The organism is Vagococcus acidifermentans (genome assembly GCF_003987655.1).
Lineage (GTDB): Bacteria > Bacillota > Bacilli > Lactobacillales > Vagococcaceae > Vagococcus_B > Vagococcus_B acidifermentans.
Genome location: NZ_NGKC01000010.1, coordinates 110,622 through 134,577 on the forward strand (window position 1 = coordinate 110,622; position 23,956 = coordinate 134,577).

The 23,956-nt window shown below is 45.5% G+C and carries 23 protein-coding genes; 20 read left to right on the top strand and 3 right to left on the bottom strand.

Going from position 1 to position 23,956, the window contains the following annotated elements:
* Nucleotides 1-2 precede the first annotated feature (2 nt).
* Nucleotides 3-839 carry a class II fructose-bisphosphate aldolase gene (locus tag CBF27_RS09740; RefSeq protein WP_126814109.1) on the bottom strand — a complete coding sequence of 279 codons (837 nt, stop codon included), beginning with the start codon at nt 837-839 and terminating at the stop codon, nt 3-5.
* Between the two features lie 160 nt (nt 840-999).
* Here CBF27_RS09740 and CBF27_RS09745 point away from each other — a divergent pair, with 160 nt between their 5' ends.
* The 12 genes from CBF27_RS09745 (at nt 1,000) to CBF27_RS09800 (ending at nt 14,799) form a co-directional block, all read left to right on the top strand.
* Nucleotides 1,000-1,920, top strand: a complete 921-nt coding sequence (locus CBF27_RS09745) for a sugar-binding transcriptional regulator (protein WP_126814110.1) — start codon at nt 1,000-1,002, stop codon at nt 1,918-1,920.
* A 224-nt stretch (nt 1,921-2,144) separates the two neighbouring features.
* A complete protein-coding gene (gene nadE / locus CBF27_RS09750; RefSeq protein ID WP_126814111.1) occupies nt 2,145-2,969 on the top strand; it encodes an ammonia-dependent NAD(+) synthetase in 825 nt (274 codons plus the stop codon).
* A gap of 51 nt (nt 2,970-3,020) precedes the next feature.
* Nucleotides 3,021-4,868 carry an LTA synthase family protein gene (locus CBF27_RS09755; protein ID WP_126814134.1) on the top strand — a complete coding sequence of 616 codons (1,848 nt, stop codon included), beginning with the start codon at nt 3,021-3,023 and terminating at the stop codon, nt 4,866-4,868.
* Between the two features lie 24 nt (nt 4,869-4,892).
* Nucleotides 4,893-5,645 (top strand): tRNA 2-thiocytidine biosynthesis TtcA family protein, encoded by a 753-nt coding sequence (locus CBF27_RS09760; RefSeq protein ID WP_126814112.1) that lies wholly within the window; start codon nt 4,893-4,895, stop codon nt 5,643-5,645.
* Between the two features lie 207 nt (nt 5,646-5,852).
* On the top strand, nt 5,853-8,525 hold the full coding sequence (locus CBF27_RS09765) for a cation-translocating P-type ATPase (RefSeq protein WP_126814113.1): 2,673 nt from the start codon (nt 5,853-5,855) through the stop codon (nt 8,523-8,525).
* A gap of 84 nt (nt 8,526-8,609) precedes the next feature.
* The gene (locus tag CBF27_RS09770) at nt 8,610-9,047 is read left to right on the top strand and encodes a hypothetical protein (RefSeq protein WP_245986031.1); all 438 of its coding nucleotides are present in this window, start codon (nt 8,610-8,612) and stop codon (nt 9,045-9,047) included.
* Nucleotides 9,048-9,208: 161 nt separating this feature from the next.
* Nucleotides 9,209-10,768, top strand: coding sequence for an ABC transporter substrate-binding protein (locus CBF27_RS09775; protein WP_126814115.1), 1,560 nt, complete (start codon nt 9,209-9,211; stop codon nt 10,766-10,768).
* A gap of 56 nt (nt 10,769-10,824) precedes the next feature.
* Nucleotides 10,825-11,784 (top strand): ABC transporter permease, encoded by a 960-nt coding sequence (locus tag CBF27_RS09780; RefSeq protein WP_126814116.1) that lies wholly within the window; start codon nt 10,825-10,827, stop codon nt 11,782-11,784.
* Nucleotides 11,781-12,611 (top strand): ABC transporter permease, encoded by an 831-nt coding sequence (locus CBF27_RS09785; protein ID WP_126814117.1) that lies wholly within the window; start codon nt 11,781-11,783, stop codon nt 12,609-12,611. Before CBF27_RS09780 ends, CBF27_RS09785 begins: the two co-directional genes overlap by 4 nt.
* A gap of 3 nt (nt 12,612-12,614) precedes the next feature.
* Entirely contained in the window at nt 12,615-13,502 is an 888-nt protein-coding gene (locus CBF27_RS09790) for an ABC transporter ATP-binding protein (protein WP_126814118.1), read from the top strand.
* A gap of 2 nt (nt 13,503-13,504) precedes the next feature.
* Entirely contained in the window at nt 13,505-14,413 is a 909-nt protein-coding gene (locus tag CBF27_RS09795) for an ABC transporter ATP-binding protein (RefSeq protein WP_126814119.1), read from the top strand.
* Entirely contained in the window at nt 14,410-14,799 is a 390-nt protein-coding gene (locus CBF27_RS09800) for an OsmC family protein (protein WP_126814120.1), read from the top strand. Before CBF27_RS09795 ends, CBF27_RS09800 begins: the two co-directional genes overlap by 4 nt.
* A 38-nt stretch (nt 14,800-14,837) precedes the next feature.
* On the opposite strand, the gene CBF27_RS09805 is transcribed toward CBF27_RS09800, so the two are convergent.
* On the bottom strand, nt 14,838-15,605 hold the full coding sequence (locus tag CBF27_RS09805; RefSeq protein ID WP_126814121.1) for a hypothetical protein: 768 nt from the start codon (nt 15,603-15,605) through the stop codon (nt 14,838-14,840).
* A gap of 50 nt (nt 15,606-15,655) precedes the next feature.
* Complete coding sequence (locus CBF27_RS09810; protein WP_126814122.1) at nt 15,656-16,411, bottom strand: prolyl oligopeptidase family serine peptidase; 756 nt, start codon at nt 16,409-16,411, stop codon at nt 15,656-15,658.
* A gap of 376 nt (nt 16,412-16,787) precedes the next feature.
* Between CBF27_RS09810 and CBF27_RS09815 the strand changes: the two genes are divergently transcribed.
* The 8 genes from CBF27_RS09815 to CBF27_RS09850 all read left to right on the top strand — a co-directional run bounded on the left by CBF27_RS09815 (nt 16,788) and on the right by CBF27_RS09850 (nt 23,650).
* Nucleotides 16,788-18,296 carry a 2-isopropylmalate synthase gene (locus CBF27_RS09815; RefSeq protein WP_126814123.1) on the top strand — a complete coding sequence of 503 codons (1,509 nt, stop codon included), beginning with the start codon at nt 16,788-16,790 and terminating at the stop codon, nt 18,294-18,296.
* Nucleotides 18,297-18,323: 27 nt separating this feature from the next.
* A complete protein-coding gene (leuB, locus tag CBF27_RS09820) occupies nt 18,324-19,379 on the top strand; it encodes a 3-isopropylmalate dehydrogenase (RefSeq protein ID WP_126814124.1) in 1,056 nt (351 codons plus the stop codon).
* 2 nt (nt 19,380-19,381) lie between these two features.
* Nucleotides 19,382-20,770, top strand: coding sequence for a 3-isopropylmalate dehydratase large subunit (gene leuC, locus CBF27_RS09825; protein ID WP_126814125.1), 1,389 nt, complete (start codon nt 19,382-19,384; stop codon nt 20,768-20,770).
* A complete protein-coding gene (gene leuD / locus CBF27_RS09830) occupies nt 20,757-21,335 on the top strand; it encodes a 3-isopropylmalate dehydratase small subunit (RefSeq protein WP_126814126.1) in 579 nt (192 codons plus the stop codon). The genes leuC and leuD overlap by 14 nt, the downstream gene beginning before the upstream one ends.
* A gap of 86 nt (nt 21,336-21,421) precedes the next feature.
* Nucleotides 21,422-22,057, top strand: a complete 636-nt coding sequence (gene udk / locus CBF27_RS09835; protein ID WP_126814127.1) for a uridine kinase — start codon at nt 21,422-21,424, stop codon at nt 22,055-22,057.
* A gap of 113 nt (nt 22,058-22,170) precedes the next feature.
* Nucleotides 22,171-22,755, top strand: coding sequence for a peptidylprolyl isomerase (locus CBF27_RS09840; protein WP_126814128.1), 585 nt, complete (start codon nt 22,171-22,173; stop codon nt 22,753-22,755).
* An 84-nt stretch (nt 22,756-22,839) separates the two neighbouring features.
* On the top strand, nt 22,840-23,202 hold the full coding sequence (locus tag CBF27_RS09845; protein ID WP_126814129.1) for a CvfD/Ygs/GSP13 family RNA-binding post-transcriptional regulator: 363 nt from the start codon (nt 22,840-22,842) through the stop codon (nt 23,200-23,202).
* A 64-nt stretch (nt 23,203-23,266) separates the two neighbouring features.
* Nucleotides 23,267-23,650, top strand: coding sequence for a hypothetical protein (locus CBF27_RS09850; protein ID WP_170175077.1), 384 nt, complete (start codon nt 23,267-23,269; stop codon nt 23,648-23,650).
* Nucleotides 23,651-23,956: the final 306 nt, after the last annotated feature.

The window sequence follows — 23,956 nt, forward strand, 5'->3', positions numbered from 1 at the left end:
CATTATTCCGCATTCTTCGTCACAAAAACTTTGTAATAAGTTTCCAAAACCTCTGTCATTGCTTCGTTGGAAAGTTGTTTCATTTCTATATAATCTTTTGGATGACCATCCATGTTTTTTTGATATGCAGCATTCAGAAAATCAGTAAAGATATTTATTTTTGCAATGCCATTGACTGCACAACGACTAAGATTAGTATGGCCAGATGAAGAACCTCCATGTAATACTAATGGAACATTCGTTATTTCACGAATTTCTGATAATCGATCGAAGTTTATGCTTGGTGTTCCTTGATAAGCACCATGAGCGGTTCCAATCGAAATAGCCAAAGAATCCACATTTGTTTTTTTCACGAATGTTTGGACATCTTCCACCTCTGTATAAATAGAATCCGTCCTATCGTGATTTTCGTAATTAGTCCCTGCTCCCACATGTCCCAGCTCTGCTTCTACTGTTACGTTTCTTTGGTGTGCATACTCGACGACTTTTTTAGTGATGGCGATGTTATTTTCTAAACTTTCTTTAGAGGCATCTATCATGACAGAGGTAAAACCTAAATCAATAGCTTGTTTGATGAAGTCGAAGTCTTCCCCATGATCGAGATGCAATACGACCGGTACGGTAACCTTTTCAGCTAGGTATTTGCCGATTAACGCCGCTTCTTCTAACGATATTAATTCTTTATGAGCCTGAGCAAATGGTAATATCAAAGGCTTGTTCAGCTTTTCCGCGACTGTGACAAATGTTCTAGCAGAATCAAGGTCAATAAAATTTGTAGCTGGTACGGCATAGCCCTCTTGACTAGCTTTTAAAAGCATTTCTTTTGAATTGACTAACACGAGAACCCACTCCTTTTTACATTTGTAAAAATACGTTTACTTTTGTAAAAATCATAGTATAATTAAGTTGAAAAGTCAATGGAATCCACGGATATCATATGATAAAGATTAATTTATAATGAACATATGTTACAGAAAACAGAGAGAGGTGTATAGGCAGATGCTAGATAGAGAAGATCTTATGCTAAAGACTGCTGTGCTGTATTATGAAGATGAGGCTACACAAAGTGAAATCGCAAAAAAATTAAACATTTCACGTCCGACAGTTGCTTCTTTACTCCATGAAGCGAAAGAAAAAGGAATAGTCAAAATTTCGATTCAACATCACGAATTGCATTTGTTGAAGCTGCAAGAACATTTGATTGAAAAGTATGGTTTAAAAAATGTGAAGATTGCGGCAAAATCACAAAAAGAAATGAAGGCTGCTGCAGGAAAGCTGTGTGTCGAACTCATCGAACCTATGCTAAAAAATATCAGCAAATTGGGAATCGGCTGGGGAACAACGCTTTATGAATACGTTTCACAAGCTAGTTTTCTAAATTTGAATCACTTGAAAATTACACCTTTGATTGGTGGAATAGGACTTTCAGAGGTCCGCTTTCATTCCAATCATTTAGCATTTGTATTGTCTGAAAAATACAGTTGCGATGTTTCATATTTCTATGCACCAGCAATTGCAGATACTTTAGAAGTAAAAAAAATGCTTCTTCAAACAGAATTAATTAAGGGAATTATCGATGAAGGGAAAAATGTTGACTTCGCAATCCTTGGAGTGAGTGATCCCATCCGTTCATCAACCTATAAAAAATTGAAATATATTTCTAAAGAAGAAGCAGAGCTGCTTAAAAGTGAACACGCTATTGGAGACATTGGGAGTACGATTTTTACTGCTGATGGCACACCTTTGAAAAAGGGCTTCTCGCAACGCCTTCTTGGCATTGAACTAGAGGATATAAAAAAAATTCCCCGAGTAGCCATTGTAGCGACAGGAAAAGAAAAGCTTGAAAGTGTTCAAACTCTACTCAACATGAAGTTTATTACTGATCTGGTTATTGATGAAGATATTGCTGAACTTTTATAGTCCAGTTCATCAGACTGTGCACAGATTCCAAGTTTTTGGGGTAGCTATGTACAGTTTTATGTTGAATTTTTACAAATCATTTTTTTTAACTTTTCGCTATCATTCAGTTAAATGACACGCCGTTCAATTTAACAAGGATACTTTGAATATTTATTTGTTTTTTTCGGTTATATGGAGACTATGTGATATAATAAATGACAAATATTTTTTTAGGGGGAAGTTGGATGAGACCGTTGCAGCAGACAATTATCAATGAACTGCATGTAAAACCGGCTATTAATCCGAAAGAGGAGATTCGCCGCAGTGTGGATTTTCTGAAAGCATATTTAAAGAAACATGATTTTCTAAAAACTTTCGTTCTGGGAATCAGCGGTGGACAGGATTCAACGCTTGCCGGGCGCCTGGCACAGCTGGCGATGATTGAGATGAGAGAAGAAACCGGTGACCAGTCGTATCAGTTTATGGCTGTTCGGTTGCCTTATGGCAGACAGAGCGACAGTGAAGATGCTGAAAAGGCGCTGGCGTTTATTGCACCTGATAAAACGTTGGTAGTTGACATAAAACCTGCGGTGGAAGCAACTGTAAATTCGCTGAAATATGAGCTGTCTATTACTGACTTTAATAAAGGGAACATCAAAGCCCGCCAGCGGATGATTGTACAGTTTGCTATTGCCGGCGACATGAAAGGAGCAGTCATCGGGACTGATCACGCAGCGGAGAATGTGACGGGCTTTTTCACGAAGTTCGGCGATGGTGCGGCAGATATTTTACCGCTGGCGCGTTTGAATAAACGCCAGGGACGGCAGCTGCTGCAGGAACTTGGTGCGCAACCCGCACTTTACGAGAAGGTGCCGACAGCTGATTTGGAGGAAGAGAGACCTCTGTTGGCAGATGAAGAAGCATTAGGAGTCAGTTATGAAGCGATTGATGATTACCTAGAAGGAAAAGAGGTCAGCGATGATGCGGCTGCGGTCATCGAAAGCTGGTACCGCAAAACACAACATAAACGTCACTTGCCGATTACGGTGTATGATGAGTTTTGGAAATGAGTTAGTTAGTTTTAGGGTTGTTTAAAGATCGGAAAGAGTGATAAAGATATGATGAAAAATATCATTCATAATAACATATTTCCTTTGAAAAAGTGGCGTCTGGCAGGGCAAAGTTGCGCAACCGTTTTGATTGTTTTGGCGAGTAATTACTATCTCCAACTGTGCCAAAATGATTTTTCCTGGGAGTTGGCAACTAAATTTGCAATATCCTGGCATACTGAGAAGTTTTTGCTTGGTGCGTTTGTCTTACTTGTTTTTCAGGTTTTCCTGCTTAGTGCGGCCGGTTCGTGGTTGATTGGCACTATTTTTTATGTGGTGATTCTCGCTGTTTTGGGCTATGCAAACTATTGGAAGCTATTTTATCGCATGGAGCCGATTTACCCGGATGATTTAAAAATGATTACTGAGTTTGGTCTGATGAAGGACATCATTGGTACGGTACCATTTAGTGTGATTATCTGTTTCGCAGCAGCCAGCATCTTTTTATTCGTGTATGCAGTGATTAAAAGTTTGTCTTTTTCAAAAACAAGCCAGGTAGTCCGGATTATATCGCTGGTTGTGTCCACAATGCTGCTCGTTTATATTAGCGACTTCAATAATGAGCACAATTTACTGCGGAAAACGTACAATAAAACGGCTGCATGGATTCCTTACAGCCAAAAGATGAATTACTACAACACCGGCTTTATGGGCGGCTTTTTGTACAATTTGAAAGTCACTCCCATGGATAAACCAGAAGATTATACTAAAGCATCTGTTAATAATATAGTATCCGAGTACAACAAAAAAGCAGCGGCTAAAAATGAGACTGTCGGTTCTGAACAAATCCTGCCGAATATTGTTTACATTATGTCGGAAAGCTTTTCTGATCCATTGAGGATTAACGGCATTTCGGTAGAGGGCGACCCGCTGGCTGATTACCGTCAGATTGCGGATAGTACATTTAGTGGGCAGATGCTTTCTCAAAACTATGGCGGCGGGACAGCCAATGTTGAATTTGAAGCGCTGACCGGTTTTGCCATGGAAGTTTTTGCACCGCAGATGACAACACCGTACACCATGCTTTTGCCTAAAATTGAGCATTTTCCTTCGATTGTGTCCAGTTTAAAAGAACAAGGTTACAAGGCAACCGCGATTCATCCGTATAACACGTCCATGTATAAGCGGCAAGATGTATATCAAACGTTAGGCTTTGACAAGTTTTTGGATGAAAGCAGCATTACTGACGCAGAGCGTCCGTCTCTCTATATTTCAGATGAAGCGGCTTACAATAAAGTGCTGGAGCAGTTGTCTGATGACCGGCAGCCTAACTTTGTCCACCTGGTGACCATGCAGAACCATCTCCCGTATGAAGGAGTCTATGAGTCATTAAAATTCCCAGTGACAGGAGATGAGAACCAGAATGGGCTGACCAATTATGCTCAAGGCATCTATTATTCTTCCCGTTCTCTGCCAACTTTCTTACAAGGGCTGGATGAATTGGACCGGCCGACATTGGTAGTTTTCTGGGGTGACCATTTACCGAGCCTTTATTCTGATGAAACCAAAGAAAAAAATTCCCAAGAAAACTTGCATCTGACCGAGTACTTCATTTACGGCAATCAAGCAGAGGTGACACCGGCAAAAGAAACCATCAGCCCGATGTACTTTTACAGTTTGCTTTCAGAGAAGTTCAATCAGCCGACAACGGGCTTTAACGAACTGCTGCTGGCGGTTAAAGAGATGCTGCCGGCATTTGAGTCCGGTATGTATTACCATCAGGGCGAGTGGCAGGAAGAACTGTCGCTTTCCAAGGAGGAAGAAGCGCTCTACCATGATTACCAGCTGATACAGTATGACATTACTGCCGGCAAACAGTACAGTCTTGACACCTTCTTTACCAGCAAAGTGCCAAAATGATTTTAATTGCAGGAGCCTGATGCCATGAATTTTTCGCGTAAAGAAAACTACACATACTATAATCCAGTGCGCCGGGCAATTCTCAACTATCAGATGATTGAGCCGGGAGAAAAAGTCGCTGTCGGTTTGAGCGGCGGCAAGGACAGTACCACATTGTTTACGATTTTGGATACGATTCGTCGGCAAAAGCGCCTTGGTTATTCGTTTGAGCTGGTCCCGATATCGCTGGATATGGGGTTTGAAGCGGACAATGAACCGCTGAAAAACTACATCCGCGACTTAGGCTATGAACTTGATGTCGTACCGACAGCAATTGCTAAAGTTGTTTTCGATATCCGGGAAGAAAAAAATCCCTGCTCGTTATGTGCTAAACTGCGGCGCGGTATTCTCTACAATCGCGCCCGGGAATTGGGGTGTCAAAAAGTTGCCCTTGGCCATCACTTGGATGATGCCATTGAAACCTACTTCATGAATTTCCTGTATCACGGGAAGCTGACTTCGTTTGAACCAGTGACGTTTCTCAGCAAGACGGAATTGTCGCTTATCCGGCCGCTGCTTTACGTTCAGGAAAAAGAAGTCATCCGTTTTGTTAACAAAAAATCTTTGCCGGTTGTTTTCAATCCCTGTTCGGTTGACAAAAAAACTAAACGTGAAGAAGTCAAACAGCTGGTTACGCACTTGACACAGACTTATCCGGATATCCGCCACCGTTTCATTCAGGGGATGGAGCAGGGGACGCCGACTGATTTCTGGCAGGTGCTGAAAACAGGAAAATAAGGTTGCTTTTAAAAAGTGAACCGTGCTATAATCGATTAAACTACAACCCATAAGGGAGTAACTGGCAGCATCTGCTGTGGCAACATCACCAACACTGAAAGTAATTTCTGGTGTTGTCTTAAACAGTGAGACTTATGTATGATTTTTGCATACAAAAGTCTCATTTTTTGCTTTTGTATGCAAATGGAATTTAAAGGAGGAAAAAGAGTGTCGGAACACAAAAAGAAACAATTAACAGAAGCCTTTTTTACCTACACTGAAGAACAAGTGCTGGAAAAAATGCAAACGACCAGAGAGGGCCTGTCCAGTGCAGAAGCTGAAAAACGACTGAGAGAGTATGGGCATAATCAACTGGATGAAGGAAAAAAGAAAACTCTGTTTGACAAGTTTTTGGACCAGTTCAAAGACTTTATGATTATTATTCTGTTAATTGCGGCTGCTTTGTCATTTGTTATGGGTGATGAAGTGGAAGCTGTTATGATTGTTGTCGTTGTGTTTATCATGGCGATTTTCGGCGTCGTTCAGGAAGCAAAAGCAGAAGAAGCAATTGAAGCCTTGAAAGACATGTCAACACCGAACGCGAATGTCAGACGCGACAATCACACTGTTGTCGTGAAAAGTACGGACTTGGTACCAGGGGATGTGGTCTTGCTGGAAGCCGGCGATGTCATCCCGGCAGATGTCCGGTTAGTCGAAGCAGCATCGTTAAAAATCGAAGAAGCTGCACTGACCGGGGAGTCAGTGCCGTCAGAAAAGGCTGTCACTGTTTTGACCGATGTTGACACCGACTTGGGCGACCGAGTGAACATGGGCTATATGAACAGTAACGTGACATACGGCCGGGGTGTGGGTGTCGTTGTTGGAACGGGCATGAATACGGAAGTTGGTAAAATCGCCAGCATGCTGGCTCAAGCAGATGAAACCAATACACCTCTGAAAGAGAATTTGAATGAATTAGGCAAAATCTTGACGATTGCTATTTTAGTGATTTGTGTGATTATGTTTGCCGTCGGTATGATTCGCGGCGGGCATGAGTGGATTGACATGCTGTTGACCTCTGTTTCCCTGGCTGTTGCGGCCATCCCGGAAGGTTTGCCTGCAATCGTGACGATTATCCTTGCGCTTGGAACTCAAAAGATGGCCAAACGGAATGCTTTGGTGCGCAAATTGCCGGCAGTCGAGACGCTGGGCAGTACAGATACTATCTGTTCTGATAAAACAGGTACGCTGACACTGAATCAAATGACTGTCGAAGAAATATTCACGAATAATCAGCAACAATCGGCGGCCAGCGACATCGACGGCGAAAACATGACGCTGAAAATCATGACGTACTGTAACGACACGAAATTTTCCGCAGAAGGCAGTCTGATTGGCGACCCGACCGAAACAGCGCTGGTTCAGTACGGGCTCAACAAACAGTTCGATGTTCAGGCTAAACTGGCGGAAGAACCGCGTGTGGCAGAAGTGCCTTTCGATTCCGAACGGAAACTAATGTCCACCATACATGAACTGGCAAACGGGCAATATCTGGTCGCAGTCAAAGGTGCACCTGATGAACTGTTGAAACGTTGTCACTCATTTGACGTTGACGGCAATGTTGCCGCAATGACGCAGGCACAGACAGATTTGATTCTTGAAACCAATACCAGTCTTGCCAAACAGGCGCTGCGTGTTTTGGCGATGGCGTATAAAATTTTGCCAGACATTCCTGATGATTTGACTAGTGATGCAGTAGAAACAGACTTAATCTTTTCCGGATTGGTCGGTATGATTGACCCTGAACGGAAAGAGGCAGCCGATGCAGTTCGCGTGGCCAAAGAGGCCGGCATTCGTCCAGTCATGATTACCGGCGACCACCGGGACACTGCTGAAGCAATTGCAGTGCGCTTGGGCATCATCAGCGAAAACGAACATGACGCCGTAGTGACTGGTGGTGAGTTAAATGAGATGAGCGATGAAGAATTGGCAACTAACATCGAGAAGTATTCAGTCTATGCCCGCGTGTCGCCTGAACATAAAGTGCGTATCGTCAAAGCATGGCAGAAAGATGGCAAAGTTGTTGCCATGACAGGTGACGGAGTCAATGATGCGCCGGCACTTAAATCTGCCGACATCGGTATCGGCATGGGTATCACCGGTACGGAAGTTTCCAAAGGCGCCAGCGACATGGTCCTCGCCGATGATAACTTTTCAACGATTGTTGTGGCAGTCGAAGAAGGCCGGAAAGTCTTCTCCAATATCCAGAAAACAATCCAGTATCTGCTGGCAGCCAACCTCGGTGAAGTATTGACACTGTTTATTGCAACATTGGCTGGCTGGGATACATTGTTGCCTGTGCACTTGCTGTGGATCAACGTCGTAACTGATACTTTCCCGGCGATTGCCTTGGGGCTCGAACCGGCAGAAAAAAATGTGATGAAGATGAAACCGCGCGGCAGGAACTCCAACTTCTTTTCCGGCGGTGTCATGAGCAGTATCATTTATCAAGGGATTTTGGAAGCCGCCATCACGCTGGGTGTTTACCTGTATGCCATCAATTATCCGGTGCACTCTACCTATGCAGAAATTCATGCAGATGCTTTGACAATGGCCTATGCGACACTTGGTTTGATTCAATTGTTCCATGCATTCAACGTGAAATCCGTGCATGAATCTATTTTCACTGTTGGTTTTTTCCGGAACAAAGCATTTAACTGGGCTGTCCTAGTTTCGTTTATCCTGTTGGCTTCGACCATTGTGATTCCGGGATTCAACGACTTATTCAGCGTAGCGCACCTGGTTCCTTATCAGTGGGCTGTTGTCTTTGGTGCATCAGTGTCCATCATTCCGATTGTCGAACTGGTCAAGTTTGTTCAACGTCGGGTTATTGCGAAATAACAGAGAGTCTTTCACGACTCTCTTTTTTTTTCTGACAAAACAGTGTACAATGACAGAGGAAATAATTTCGAAAGAGGGATTGTATTGAAAAAACCAAATTTGGGCTACTACGTCCAAACCATTAATCATATCGTGACCAGCTCAGAAGAAGTCGGAGAAGAAATGAACGGGTCTTACGAACTGATCCGGGAAGCGATTGATACGCAGAAACTGGAAACACTCACCCGCGAGCAACTGACAGACATCAAAGCATTGTTTGCCGGCGGGACAGAAAAATACAAAATGATGCTCACGCAAATTCAAGGGTTGCGTCCCCCGGCACGCGTCATGGGGATTCACCGCAAGCTGGAAAAAGCATTTGCCGACTACGTTCAGGGCTGTCAGGAAATGGTTGATGCACTGCAGCCTGATGAGGCGGTTGTCAACACGGAGCTGTTCAACCAGTCAGAGAAGAAACAAGACGAAGCAACCGACACGATTTCCTTTAGTATTCAGCGTATGACCAATTTGCTGATGAAATAACAGAAAAGAATAATCCGCTGTGTTAAAAAGATTTTTTAGCGTAGCGGATTTTTTTAATTCAGTTGTTTTATGTCGGTTAAGACACAAAAAGATTGCGAGTGTCCATAAAATTAGCTATACTTAGAACATGTTTTATAACAAAACAAAAAGGAGAATGTGTCATGAAAAAAGTGATTTTTAGCGTACTCGCCCTCTCTTTGTTGGTTATTTCAGGGTGCTCCGGTAACACGGATAAAAAAGAATCGACCAAAAAACAGTCGAACAAAAGCACGTTTACATATGCGATCAATGGTGATCCGAACTCCATGAATCCAGTAAATGTCGGTGACCGTTGGGGATTGACAACGATCAACATGATTTTTTCACCGCTTGTCAGAATTGAAGGCGACGGTTCCCACAAGAACGAACTGGCGGAAAGCCTGACGCCTTCGGAAGATGGCAAAGAGCTGCTGGTCAAGCTGAGACAAGATGTTAAATGGTCGGATGGCGAGGCCTTGACTGCTGATGATGTGGTCTTCACGTACAATCAAAAAGTCAAAAAAGAAAACGGCGGTGCGGATGCGCTTTGGATTGGCGACAAGCCGATTCAAACGGAGAAAGTGGACGATTATACGGTTTCTTTCAAACTGCCGTCTGTCAGCGCAGCTGCCATCAATAACATCGCGACAGAGACATACATCATGCCTGAACATCTCTACAAAGATATTGCCGACTTTTCCGGAACGGACTTGAAGGCGGATCTGGTCGGAACAGGCCCTTACAAACTGATGAAATATAAACGCGGGGAATATTTGCAGTTCGAAGCCAATGAACATTACTATGGCGGCAAGCCGTCAGTCAAAAATGTCACGCTGCGCATCATCCCAAGTGCGGATACGACAAAAGTGGCGTTGAAGAATGGTGAGGTGGACGCTTCCTATATTTTCCCGAGTGATATTGAAGAAATTGAAAAAGCCGGACTGAACGTGCATTCATATAGTGAAAACCGCGTCGGTTACATGGGCATCAACCTTAACTCCGATAAATTGAAAGATGTCAAAGTCCGCCAAGCGATTTTTTACGGCATCAATAAAGACGAGTTGAACAAAGGTGCTTATCTGGACAAGGAATATTATAACAATGCCTACTCCATCTTACCGCCGAATAATCCGTTCTACTCAGACGATGTGGAAAAATACGACGTGGATGAAGAAAAAGCCAAATCACTGCTGAAAGAAGCCGGTGTATCTGATTTGACGCTTAATTTAGGGTTTGCTTCCGACAATGTGGACCAGACGCTTCAAGCGACACTGATTCAGCAGCAGCTGCAAAATGTCGGGATTACCGTCGAGCTGGCAGGAGGAGACGGTGTTGCCCTGTCGACAGAGATTCAAAAGCCGGACACTAAAAAATACGACCTGTTTCTGAATGGTTATATCATGGGCAATGATCCGGACTTATATTCAAGTTTGTTTGCGACCGGCAAGAGTTTCAACTTCTTCCATTACAGCAACCCGACTGTTGACGAACTGTTTGACAAAGGCGCTGTTGAATTGGACGAAGCCAAACGGGCGGACATTTACGCAGAGCTGCAAAAAGAAATTGCCGCAGACGCTGTGTTCTATCCGATTGTGGACAATAAGAAAATCTTGGCAGTCAACGAGCGTGTCTCCGGCATTGAAGAAGTCGGTCTGGTGCCAATCTATACATTCGAGGATTTGTCTAAATTGACGATTAAGTAACGATTGATTCAGCACAGACTTCTGTGCTGAATTTTTAACATGAAGGATGTGAAAAAATGGGTCGATATATTTTAAAACGCGTGCTGCAGGCCATTCCGCTGCTCTTGGTCATTTCTTTTATTGTCTTTTCACTGATTCATCTGGCGCCTTACGATGCAGTCGATGCGCTGACGACACCTGACATGTCTCCGGAAAGAGTCCAGATGATGCGGGAACGCTTCGGTCTCGATAGACCATTTCTCGTGCAGTATGTTTACTGGCTTCGGGGAATATTGCAAGGGGACTTCGGCTACTCCTTGATTAGTCAGCAAAGCATCGGTGCTGAGCTGGCAGTCAGGATTCCCAATACTATGAAACTGGTCTTTCCTGCCTACCTCACAGCGCTAGTGCTGTCGGTTGTTTTGGGGCTGGTCGCCGGTGCTAACAAAGGCAAGTTCCTTGACCGCATGATCGACGGACTGTGTTCGGTGGGGATTGCCACACCGACTTTCTGGTTTGCAATGCTGTTGATTTATATACTGGGTTACAAGTGGCATCTGTTTCCGATTATCGGCATGCATACTGTCGGGCAGGAAGGATCTTTTCCCGATTTTATCCAGCATTTCATAATGCCTTATCTGGTGCTGGTCGTGGCGTTTTTCCCTGAGCTGACACGCTACATCCGTTCAGCTACTGTGGAACAATTGTCAGAAGATTACGTCATGGTGCAAAAATCGTTCGGCTCTTCAAAGCGGGCAGTATTTGCCAATCATATCAGCCGCAATGTGCTGGTCCCGATTGTTACTCAAGTCGGACTGGCACTGCCGATGCTTGTGACAGGGGCGATTATTACGGAAAGTATTTTTTCGTGGCCGGGAGTCGGCCCGTATCTGATGACTGCAACAAAAAGCATGGATTATCCTATTATTATGGCCATCATGCTGCTGTCAGCAGTACTCGTGATTTTGGGCAATTTGCTGTCAGATATTTTATATACCATTGTAGATCCTAGAATCCGCAAGGAGGGCTGGCAATGAGTTTTCGCAAACGGATGAAAAAAGTATTGAAACAAAATCCTGTATACTGGGTGTCTATCATTTTTCTTTTATTTATCGCGCTCTTATCATTATCGGCCACTTTTTTGCCGATTGACCCGAATGCGACCGATGTCGGCAACATGTCGGCAATGCCCAGCTTGGAACATTTATTTGGCACTGACGAAGTCGGCAGAGACTATTTCATCAGAGTGGTATACGGCGGTCGGATTTCTTTGGCGGTCGGGATATTGGCGATGCTGGCTTCGACCACAATCGGGACGGTTGCCGGTCTTGTCTCCGGGTATTACGGCGGAGTGATTGATACGCTCTTGATGCGTCTGGTGGATGTGCTGTCGTCGATTCCTTGGATGGTTCTGGTTATCGTCTTTAGCGTATTGATGAAACCCGGCTTTACGACAATTATCATCGTCATCGGCTGTTTCACCTGGATGCGGACAGCGCGGCTGATACGCGGGGAAACATTGTCGGCAAAAGAGCGGGATTATGTGACGTACGCAAAATTTATCGGCATCACCAATCCGCAAATCATCATCAGGCATATTTTGCCTGCTGTAACACCGACATTGATTGTGACGGCAACGGCTAATATAGCGAGTGCCATCATGACGGAATCCGCCCTAAGCTTTTTAGGAGTCGGCATTCAACCGCCGACCGCGTCATGGGGTAGCTTGCTGCAAAAGGCTCAAAGCACTCTTGAAAATGCACCGCACATGGCGCTTTTGCCGGGATTGATTATTATTTTGACGGTGTATTCCTTTAATACTATCGGCAACTTTATTCGTGACTGCTTGGCTGTGGAGGGATAGAAAATGACAGAAAACATGTTGGATATAACTAATTTGACTATCTGGGTGGCTAAAAAAGATGCACCGAAAAAGATGCTGATTCATGACATACAAATGACAGTCCCAAAAGGTGAAATTGTGGGTATTGTCGGCGAGTCCGGAAGCGGCAAGAGCATCACCATGAAAAGTTTGATGCATATCCTGCCTGAGAACGTGGAAACCGCCAATGCCGGTTTTCTTTTCAATAACCGGCCGGTCGGACCGCAAGAGCGAATCCCTGCCGCGATGATTTTCCAGGACCCGATGACAGCGCTGAACCCGCTGCGGACGATCGGCTACCATCTGGTAGAAGTGATTCGCCGCTCGGAAAAGATGAGCAAAAAAGAGGCAGAACAACTGGCAGCGGCTGAGCTTGCTAAAGTCGGCATCACGATGCCTGAAAAACGTCTCCGGCAGTACCCGCACGAACTTTCTGGTGGGATGCGCCAGCGCGTGATGATTGCGATGGCCCTTTTGGCAAAACCGGAACTGTTGATTGCCGATGAACCGACCACGGCACTTGATGTCACGATCCAAGCCCAAATTTTGTCACTGATTCGTCGGCTGCAGAGAGAAGAACAGCTGACAGTTATTCTGGTGACGCATGATTTCGGTGTCGTAGCCGGAATGTGTCAAAGCATCAAAGTGATGTATCAGGGCAGAATTGTCGAAGAAGGGACGACGGAGGAAATATTTTACGATCCGCGTCATGACTATACTAAAAATCTGCTGAAAGCTATTCCGACTGGCGAAAAAGGCAAGCGGCTGTATTCGCTGGGCAGTTCTTCTTCCGACAGCACGGAGTCCGATGCCGTTTACACATTTCAGCAAGTATCACCGACACACCGGTACCTTGTGAAGCAGGAGGGATAGCAATGGCTGACACATTAGTCGAAGTCAATCAGTTAAAAAAATATTTTACAGTAAAAAAAGGCACGATCAAAACAGAAGTCAAAGCTGTGGATGACGTGTCGTTCACAATAAACAAAGGCGAAACGTTAGGATTAGTCGGCGAATCGGGAAGCGGTAAAACCACGTTGGGCCGTACCATCATTCAGCTGGAACAGCCGACTGCCGGCAGCATCAGTTATGCCGGTCAACATCTGACAGGCCTTTCGTTTAAAGGGCGGAAAGAGATTCAGAAGAACATGCAAATTATTTTTCAAGACCCGTATTCCTCTTTGAATCCAAGCATGACCGCCTTGCAGCTAGTCATGGAGCCGCTGCAGCTGCGGATGGGCAGAAGCGAGGCAGCCGAACACGCGGCCAATATGTTGAACAGTGTGGGTATCACTGGCAGTGACATTCATAAATATCCGCGCGAATTCAGCGGCGGACAACGCCAGCGCATTGGCATTGCCCGAGCGGTTGTCGTCAATCCGGAATTTATTTTGTGCGACGAGCCGATTTCTGCACTGGACGTGTCCATTCAAGCACAAATCATTAATTTACTGATTGATTTGCAGCAAGAGCTGGGATTGACGTACTTGTTTATTTCCCATGATTTATCCATGGTCCGCTATATTTCTGACCGGATTGCTGTGATGTATCTTGGCAAGCTGGTCGAGCTGGGCCCGACTGACAGGATCTTTGACAACCCGTTGCATGCTTATACTAAAAAACTGTTGTCGGCTATCCCGATTCCCGATCCGGTCAAGGCCCGGACGGCATTTGAACAACAAGAAGGACAGCTTGCCCAAATCGTCCCGCCTGATGCAGGGGCAACCGAATGGCTGGAAGCTGAGCCTGAACATTTTGTATTGAAGGAGCTGGAAAACGAATGACAGAAAAAATTGAGTTGATAAGAGGACAAGACGGTATCGAACTGCCATTTTCCGGCGGCAACTGGGTGTTGTTGCGGGACAAAGGCTATTCGCCGGTTCAGATGCTGGTGGCCGCTGCCGGAGCTTGCGGAGCATATGTCTATGAGAGTATTTTGACAAAATCGCATGTGCCGTTTACCTTTCATGGTGTCACTGTCGATTATGTCCGTGACGAGTCTATAGTAAGCCAGCCGGTCAAAGAAATTGCCATCACATTTGAGGTCAGTGTTGAAGAGAGCTATCAGGGGAAAGCAGAGCGCATTCTCAAGCTGGTAGCCAAACATTGCCCGGTCATCCAGTCGCTGGACCCTGCCATTCAAATTCAGGAAACAGTGGCCTTTCGCTAAAAAAATCCGCATACCGGTTCAAGGTATGCGGATTTTTTTTAATGAGTTTCCGGCGTGATTTCCCACGATGCCGGTCCAAAATAAAGCAGCAGTTTATCTGCTTGTGAGAGGCGGAAGGTGACAGTCAGTTCCTGACGCGTCTGTTTGGCCAGCTCCTCCAAATCATCAGTGATTTTCTCCAGCGCTTCCTGATTGCCGTCGGCGTCAGTCAATGACAGGTTATCCTTCAGGTTGATGGCCTCTTCAGTGTCATTGTCAATCGTCAACCGGATATCAATCGTCTGCCGGTCTTCTGCCAGTGTGTAGCTGTCGAGGGTCACTTTCAAACCGTTGGCAAAATCAATGGTTTCGCCAACGTCAAAAACATCATCGTCAGTCACTTGGCTATTCTCAGTTGCAGGGGTCTCTGCCGGCGGCGCCAACAAAAATTGATTAGGAATAAACGCCAGCTCGATTTTGGTAGACAAACTGTCGGTGTCGACATAAGTTGCAGCCGTCAGCTTGTCGGCTGTCAGCACCAAGGCTGTTTTTTCGTCAAACCCGTTGGCCTGTAGTTTGAATGTCCCGTTAGTAATGTCGCTGCTGCCGACGATGATGCCGGTATCTTTGTTGATTAGCGAGACAGTCCCCGACTCTTTTGTTTTGCCAAGAATATTGATGATGTTCTGGCTGTCGCCATAGACTTCCAAGGCGTCGTTTACGCCGCTTTTAAAGTCAGTCACAAATGATTTGGAGGTTTGGCAGCCTGTCAAGAAAAGCAGTGCTGCCAACACAACAATCATGTGACGTGTTCGTTTATTTATCATTGTTTTCTCCGTCTCTTTTTTTAGTTTAAATGATAACATATTTCTTAAAACTATGACAGGTGCTCAGCCAAAAAATGCGCGCTTTCCGCCATGATGTCCGGTGTGATGAGATGCCGTTTGCCGTCACCTGTATGAAAAACCATGTTTTGTCCGAACCAGTGGTCTTTGTACGACTGGTAAAAATCAAAGGCATCTGCATAAGGCACTTTTTCATCATTTGTTCCGTGCCAAAAATAAAGCGGACGCCCGGTCAAAGCTTCAGGGGCTTGGGACAAATCAAAAAAATCAAGCCAGCCGAGCAGCTGTTCCAATTCCTTTGGCGCATAGACGGCATGTTCAGTGATATAGCTGATCAAAAGTCTTCTGAATGCTGTTAGTTTTGGCGTGCCCATCAATATCACGCCGGCTGTGATTTCCGGATGGTTTTTAAGCAGCGCCGCAGTGGTGATGCCGCCCATCGAGTAGCCGCCTGCGCCCAATTTACCGTCGGCTATCATGCCGTTTTTGTCAAAATAATTCACCAGACTTTCAAATTCCAGTAAATTGTATTGCAGCGTCGACCAAAAGGTGAACGACGGGATGCTCGAGATGGGTCCGCATTGCCGTTCCCCATGATACATTGCGTCCGGCAGGATGACACGGATATTGTGTCCGGCAATTTTTCTAGCTGGTGTCAATGCCAGCTCTTTCGATGTTTGCCAGCCATGGTAATAGATGACGAGGGGAAGCGGGTCGTTCTGTACATCCTCCGGAACGACCTCAAGGAGAGGGATTCCAATAATTGTCCGCTTTCTGATGGTTAACACACAAACAACTCCTTTCAAACATGTCACTTAATTTTAGAAGTTTCTAGGTAAAAAAGCAAAAAAAGTACTTAAAACAGGTAATCGTAAAAAAAAACTAAAATAACAGTTGACAATCAACTGAAAAAAAGGTATCTTTAAATCTATAATTATTTGAATTATCAGAAAAATCAATCGATTCAGAAAAAGGGTGTATGACAATGACCTATCAACAATTTAACACCGCTGCAACTTTATTATTAACGTAAGGACTCAAAATGACATAGATTATGTTATTGGGAGTCCTATTAAGCATTTGCGTTAAGTGAGACTCCCCCTTTAAGCGTCTCACTTAATGAGATGCTTTTTTTGTTTAAAAAAAATGGAGGGAAGAGTTCAGATGAAAAAAATTCAGTTTTTTGACACCACATTGAGAGATGGCGAGCAGACGCCAGGAGTTAACTTTAATACAGAGGAGAAAGTGCAGATAGCTAAACAGCTGGAAGCATATGGCATAGATGTCATTGAAGCAGGCTTCCCGATTTCGTCGCCAGGCGATTTCGAAGCTGTCCGGGCAATCGCGGGGGCTGTGTCGCACATGACTGTCGCCGGACTGGCAAGATGTCGGAAGGAAGACATCGACCGCGCACACGAAGCGCTGAAAGACGCTGCTGACCCGCAAATCCATGTGTTTCTGGCAACGAGCGATATTCACATGAAGTACAAGCTCAAAATGACGCCAGAAGAAGTGTTGGCTTCTATCAAGGAGCACGTGGCGTATGCCCGTTCAAAATTTGAAAAAGTCCAGTTTTCTCCGGAAGACGCCACGCGGACCAATAAAGATTTTCTGGTAAAAGCAGTTCAGACAGCCATTGATGCCGGGGCGACTATCATCAACATCCCCGATACTGTGGGCTATACCAACCCGACGGAATACGGCGCGCTATTCAGGCATCTGCGCGAAAACATCGCCAATTTTGCCGACGTCACTTTTTCGTCACACTGTCATGATGATTTGGGCATGGCAACAGCCAATGCACTGGCAGCAATCGAAAATGGCGCGACACGTGTGGAAGGCACGATGAATGGCATCGGCGAGCGTGCCGGCAACACTGCCATTGAGGAAGTGGCGATTGCGCTCCATATCCGCAAAGACTTTTATCAGGCGGAAAGCAGCATCGTATTCAATCAAACGAAACGTACCAGCGATTTGGTCAGCCGGCTGTCCGGAGTGTCCATTCCGCGAAACAAAGCAGTCATCGGAGCCAATGCCTATGCTCATGAATCCGGCATCCATCAAGACGGAGTGCTGAAAAATCCTGACACTTATGAAATTATCACGCCGTCACTGGTAGGGGTGGATTCCAACTCCCTGCCTCTGGGCAAACTGTCAGGTAAGCACGCTTTTGCCACCCGTGTTGCAGAACTGGGTTATGACTTGGCTGCAGACGAGATGAACGATGCCTTTAAACGGTTTAAAGTGCTGGCAGATAAAAAGAAACAAGTCACCGTTGATGATTTGCATGCGCTGATAGCAGGACAGACTCAAGAGAAAAAAGACCATTACCTGCTGGAAAATCTTCAGCTTCAGTATGTATCGTCTGGTAGACAAGGGGCGATTGTCTGTATTTCCGATAAGGAGGGCAACACTTATACTGATTCGGCAGTTGGTGCCGGCAGTATCCAGTCGATTTACAATACGATTGACCGTATTTTGCAACAAGAAATCATTTTGTCAGATTATCGTATCAAGTCTGTCACCGGCGGCGAGGATGCGCAGGCAGAAGTGCATGTTGTCGTCAAACATCCGGAGACAGGCAGAAAATACAACGGAGTCGGTATCGACTTTGACGTCCTGCAGGCATCAGCTAAAGCCTATTTGCAGGCGAGCAGTGCGCTTCAAAGATAAGTCTTATCAGGAAGGTTGGAGAAACGAATGAAAAATATTGCAATTTTAGCAGGTGACGGCATCGGACCGGAAATCATGGCGCAGGGATTGAAGGTGCTTGACAAAGCACAAGAGCTGTTCCAATTGGATTTTGCTTATCATCCGTATGTGATCGGCGGTGCAGCCATCGATGAGAAGGGGACGCCGCTGCCGGAAGAAACGCTGGCGGGCTGCCGCACGTCTGATGCGATTTTGCTAGCTGCTATCGGCGGACCCAAATGGGATGATGCACCAGAAAGACCGGAGCAGGGACTGCTGGCCTTGCGTAAAGCTTTGGCGCTCTATGCGAACATCAGACCGATTACAGTCAGCCGGCATACGGCCCATCTGTCGCCGTTAAAAGAAGCTATCGTCGTGGGCAGTGATTTTGTGGTTGTGAGGGAATTAACCGGAGGTATCTATTTCGGCGAACCGCGTGAGCTGATAGACAGTCAGGCAGTCGATACATGTGTCTACCGGGCGGAAGAAATCAGACGGATCATGCGCAAAGCTTTCAGTATTGCCCGGACGCGCCGTAAAAAAGTGACCTCAGTTGATAAATCAAACGTGCTGGCGACCAGCAAACTATGGCGGCGAATTGCTGAGGAAGTAGCGCTGGAGTTTCCGGATGTCACACTGGAGCATCAGCTGGTCGATTCAGCTGCGATGGTTTTGATTACGAAACCGACAGTTTTCGACGTGATTGTCACAGAAAACATGTTCGGCGATATTTTGAGCGATGAGGCGTCCGTTATTCCCGGGTCGCTTGGACTGCTGCCGAGTGCCAGCCACAGTGAAGACGGTCCGTCGCTTTACGAGCCGATACACGGATCTGCACCGGACATTGCCGGTCAGGATATCGCCAATCCGCTGTCGATGATTTATTCAATTACGATGATGCTGCGCCAGTCCTTTTCACTGCATGAAGCGGCGGATTGTATCGAAGCAGCCTGCGACTCGGTCATGGCGCAAGGCATCATTACCAAAGATTTGGGCGGGACGGCTGCGACCAGTCAGTTTACCGAAGCCGTCATCCAGCAAATGACACTGAAACGAGGAGGATAACAATGGGACAGACACTATTTGATAAACTTTGGCAGCAACACATCATCTACGGTGACGAGGGCGAGCCGCAGCTGCTGTATATCGACCTGCATTTGATTCATGAGGTAACATCGCCGCAAGCGTTTGAAGGTTTGCGGGAGGCCGGGCGCACACTCAGACGACCGGATAAGACGTTTGCCACGATGGACCACAATGTGCCGACAAAAGACATACACAACATCACCGATTTGATTGCTAAAAAACAGATTGACGCACTGGCAAAAAATTGTGAAGAATTTAATGTGACGCTTTGTGACAACGGCAGTGAAAGACAGGGCATTGTCCACATGGTCGGACCTGAAACAGGTTTGACCCAGCCGGGCAAAACGATTGTTTGCGGGGACTCCCATACAGCGACGCACGGTGCATTTGGCGCACTGGCGTTTGGTATCGGCACCAGCGAGGTGGAACATGTTTTTGCCACGCAGACTCTATGGCAAAACAAACCTAAAAATATGGGCATCCAGATTACCGGCGACTTGCCGGCAGGTGTCACGGCAAAAGACATCATCCTTCATATTATCAGCCGTTACGGTGTCGATTTCGGAACAGGCTATGCGGTGGAGTACTTTGGCGAGACTATCCGCAATTTGACGATGGAGGAACGCATGAGTATTTGCAACATGTCGATTGAAGGCGGTGCAAAGATGGGGATGATGGCGCCGGATGAACGCACATTCGACTATGTGGCCGGACGGGAATATGCCCCTGAGGACATGGAGAAAGCTATTGCTTACTGGCAGACTTTTTATACGGATGAGGATGCTGTTTATGATAAGCTGTTGACGGTCGATGTATCTGATTTGGCACCGCAAGTCACATGGGGAACGAACCCGGAAATGGGGGTCGCCGTCGATGAGCCGTTCCCGGAAATCAAAGACATGAATGACGAGCGCGCCTATCAGTACATGGATTTGCAGCCGGGACAGACGGCAGCGGATATTGATTTGGGCTACGTTTTTATCGGCTCGTGTACCAACGGCAGATTGTCGGATTTGCAAGAAGCGGCGAAAATAGTTAAAAACAAAAAAGTCGCAGACACAGTGACTGCCATTGTCGTTCCGGGGTCGCGTCCGGTCAAGCGGGCAGCTGAAGCGATTGGACTCGACCAGATTTTCAAAGATGCCGGCTTTGAGTGGCGGGAGCCGGGATGCTCGATGTGTCTAGGGATGAACCCCGACCAAGTGCCAAACGGTGTCCACTGTGCATCGACTTCCAACCGGAACTTTGAAGGACGCCAAGGCAAAGGTGCACGCACACATCTCTGCAGTCCGGCGATGGCCGCAGCTGCCGCAGTGACAGGTCGCTTTGTTGACGTTAGAAAGGAAGAATGGCAAGATGGAAGCATTTAAAATTCACAAAGGATACAGCGTACCGCTGATGAACGACAATATAGACACGGATCAGATTATTCCTAAAGTATTCTTGAAACGTATTGAAAAAAGCGGGTTCGGCGAATTTTTATTTGATGAATGGCGTTACCAGCCGGACCGTTCGCCCAATCCGGATTTTCCGTTGAATTTTCCCGAATACCAGCAGGCGACGATTTTGGTGACCGGCGACAATTTCGGTTGCGGGTCGTCAAGGGAACATGCTGCTTGGGCGCTGATGGACTACCGTTTTAAAGCTATCATAGCTGGCGGCTACAGCGACATATTTTATATGAATGCGTTGAAAAACGGTTTGCTGCCGATTGTCTTGCCGGAAGACCAGCGCAAAGAACTGGCAAATCTGTCAGCAACAGACCAGCTCACAATCGATTTGCCCAACCAGCTGATTATCACACCTCAAGGCGAGTACACGTTTGAGATAGATTCAACTTGGAAGAATAAGCTGGTTGAAGGACTTGACGACATTGATGTGACATTGGCTCACGAAGAAGCCATCAAAGCCTACGAGGCTGAAGCATTTTTTTAAAGCGAAACAATGGTTTTTGGTTGAAACATCGGGTATTTTAGAGTAGGATATTAGCAGCAATAATTTGAAATGGAAGAGGTATCGTGATGGACGCAAACAACAAACGGCCAATTGTCATCGGTGTGACCGGAGGCTCCGGGAGCGGAAAAAACAGTGTCAGCCGTGCGATTTTATCGGCGCTGCCGGGGCACTCGATTCTACTGTTTGAACAAGATTCCTACTATAAAAGCCAAGACCATTTGTCATTTGCAGAACGGTTAAAGACCAACTATGACCACCCGTTCGCTTTCGACACCGACCGGCTGATTGCTGATCTGCAAAAACTGATTCAATTTCAGCCAATCGACAAGCCTGTCTACGATTATGAACGGCATACCCGCAGCAGCGAAGTCATCAGACAAGAACCGAAGGAAGTCATTATCCTTGAAGGCATTTTGATTTTGGAAGATGAGCGCTTGCGCAATCTGATGGACATCAAAGTTTATGTGGATACGGAAGATGACATCCGCATCATTCGACGCATCAAACGCGACATGCAGGAAAGAGGCCGTTCCCTTGACTCTGTCATCACACAATATTTGACAGTAGTGAAACCGATGCATCACCAGTTTATCGAACCGACTAAACGCTACGCTGACATTATCATTCCCGAAGGCGGCGAGAATCAAGTTGCGATAGACTTGTTGACCACCAAAGTGGAAAGCATACTGAACCATGACTAAAGATTGGTGCGGGCTGAAACCGAGACAGCCCGTACCAATTTTTTTGCATGACAGTGGAAAAAACTCAGGAAGTCCGTTATGATATGAGAGTATTAGTTTAAGGAGGAAAACCGATGACAACGTTTCCGCAATTGGATTTAAAAAATGTGACAGGTGAAGTTGCTGTCATAAAAACAAACAAAGGCAGTGTCACTGTCCAATTATTCCCGGAACAAGCACCGAAAACAGTGAAAAATTTTGTTGAGCTGGCGAAGAAAGGCTACTATGACAATGTGATATTTCACCGTGTGATTCCGGATTTCATGGTTCAGGGAGGCGACCCGACAGGAACTGGTATGGGCGGAGAAAGCATTTACGGCGAAAAATTTGAAGATGAATTCTCCAGAGAGGTATTCAATCTCAGAGGCGCTTTGTCAATGGCCAATGCCGGCCCTAATACTAATGGCAGCCAATTTTTCATCGTCCAAAATCAAACAGTGCCGGCAACCATGTTGTCGCAACTGAAAGATGCCGGATTTCCAGATGACATCATTGCGGCCTATGAAAACGGCGGTACACCATGGCTTGATTTCAGACATACTGTTTTTGGCCATGTCATCGACGGAATGGACGTGGTGGATGCAATGGCCGCGGTTGAGCGCAATGCACAGGACAAACCGCTTGAAGATATCATCATTGAAGGTATCGACATACAATAGAGGAAAACGGGACGATGGTGGCGTGATACTTACCAAAGTCCCCTTTTTTATGGTACAATGAAGAGTGGAGGGAAGTGATGACAGATGGACTATAAAATAGGGATGACCGTCAGAGGAAATATCACAGGTATCCAGTCTTATGGCGCATTCGTTTCTCTCGGCAATGGCGAGCAGGGACTTATTCACGTATCCGAAGTAAAAAACGGCTACATCAAAAATATCGGCGATACGTTGAAAGTGGGTCAACAAGTGGACGTTCTGGTCATTGATATTGATGAGTACAGTCAAAAAATCAGTCTTTCGTTGCGGGCATTAGAAACGAAAGGATACTTTCGGTCGTCCAGAAAGAAGAGATACGCTACGAATAAGAATAAAAAAATAGGCTTTAAGTCTATTGCACAAGCGTTGCCGGGTTGGATGGATGAAGCTTTGCAAAAAAATGTGTAAAAACACCAATTTATTTCTGAAAAATGTGATATACTGATTTAGGTAACACAATTATATATATGGGGTGTTAGATACATTGAATAAACAAAAAGTAGCTGGAACAGTTATTCTTAATGACCATAATGGACAGAAGAAGTTTTTATTGAAGAAACAAAAAAACCATAATGAATTTGTCATGACATATATAGAAGATGATTTGACCAGCTTGGCCAGCATTTTAAAAGCAATAAAGGAAACACTTGACTTGAATCCAGAAAAAATGGATTTGGTCGATCTGACCAACATTAAAATTGACGACCAAAAAATACCTTTGTTTGTATTCAGTATCAGCGATATCTCAACAGAGATGCTATCTATTCAGGACGAAAGCATCACATGGGAGCAGTCATCCGTTGTTAGAAACGTGTTGAATCGCTACCAAGTTACAGGGGTACCATTCTTTGAATAAACCGTCGTTTAACAAACGAACAAATCTCTTGACGGAATCCGCAGAAGTTGGTATATTAAAACGTGTTGTTAATTAAACAAGCACATCAAAAAGTTTTTTAAAAAGCAGTTGACAAGTGAAAAGATGTTATGCTAAGATATGAAAGTTCGCGTCGGAGCACGACAATCAGTCGCGCGTCAGCAGAAAAAACTTTTCAAAAAAAGTCATCAAAACAGTTGACAAAACAAACGCCAGCTGTTATGATATAAAAGTTGCTACAAACGCACACGTAGACCTTTGAAAACTGAATAAAGTAAGACGAACCAA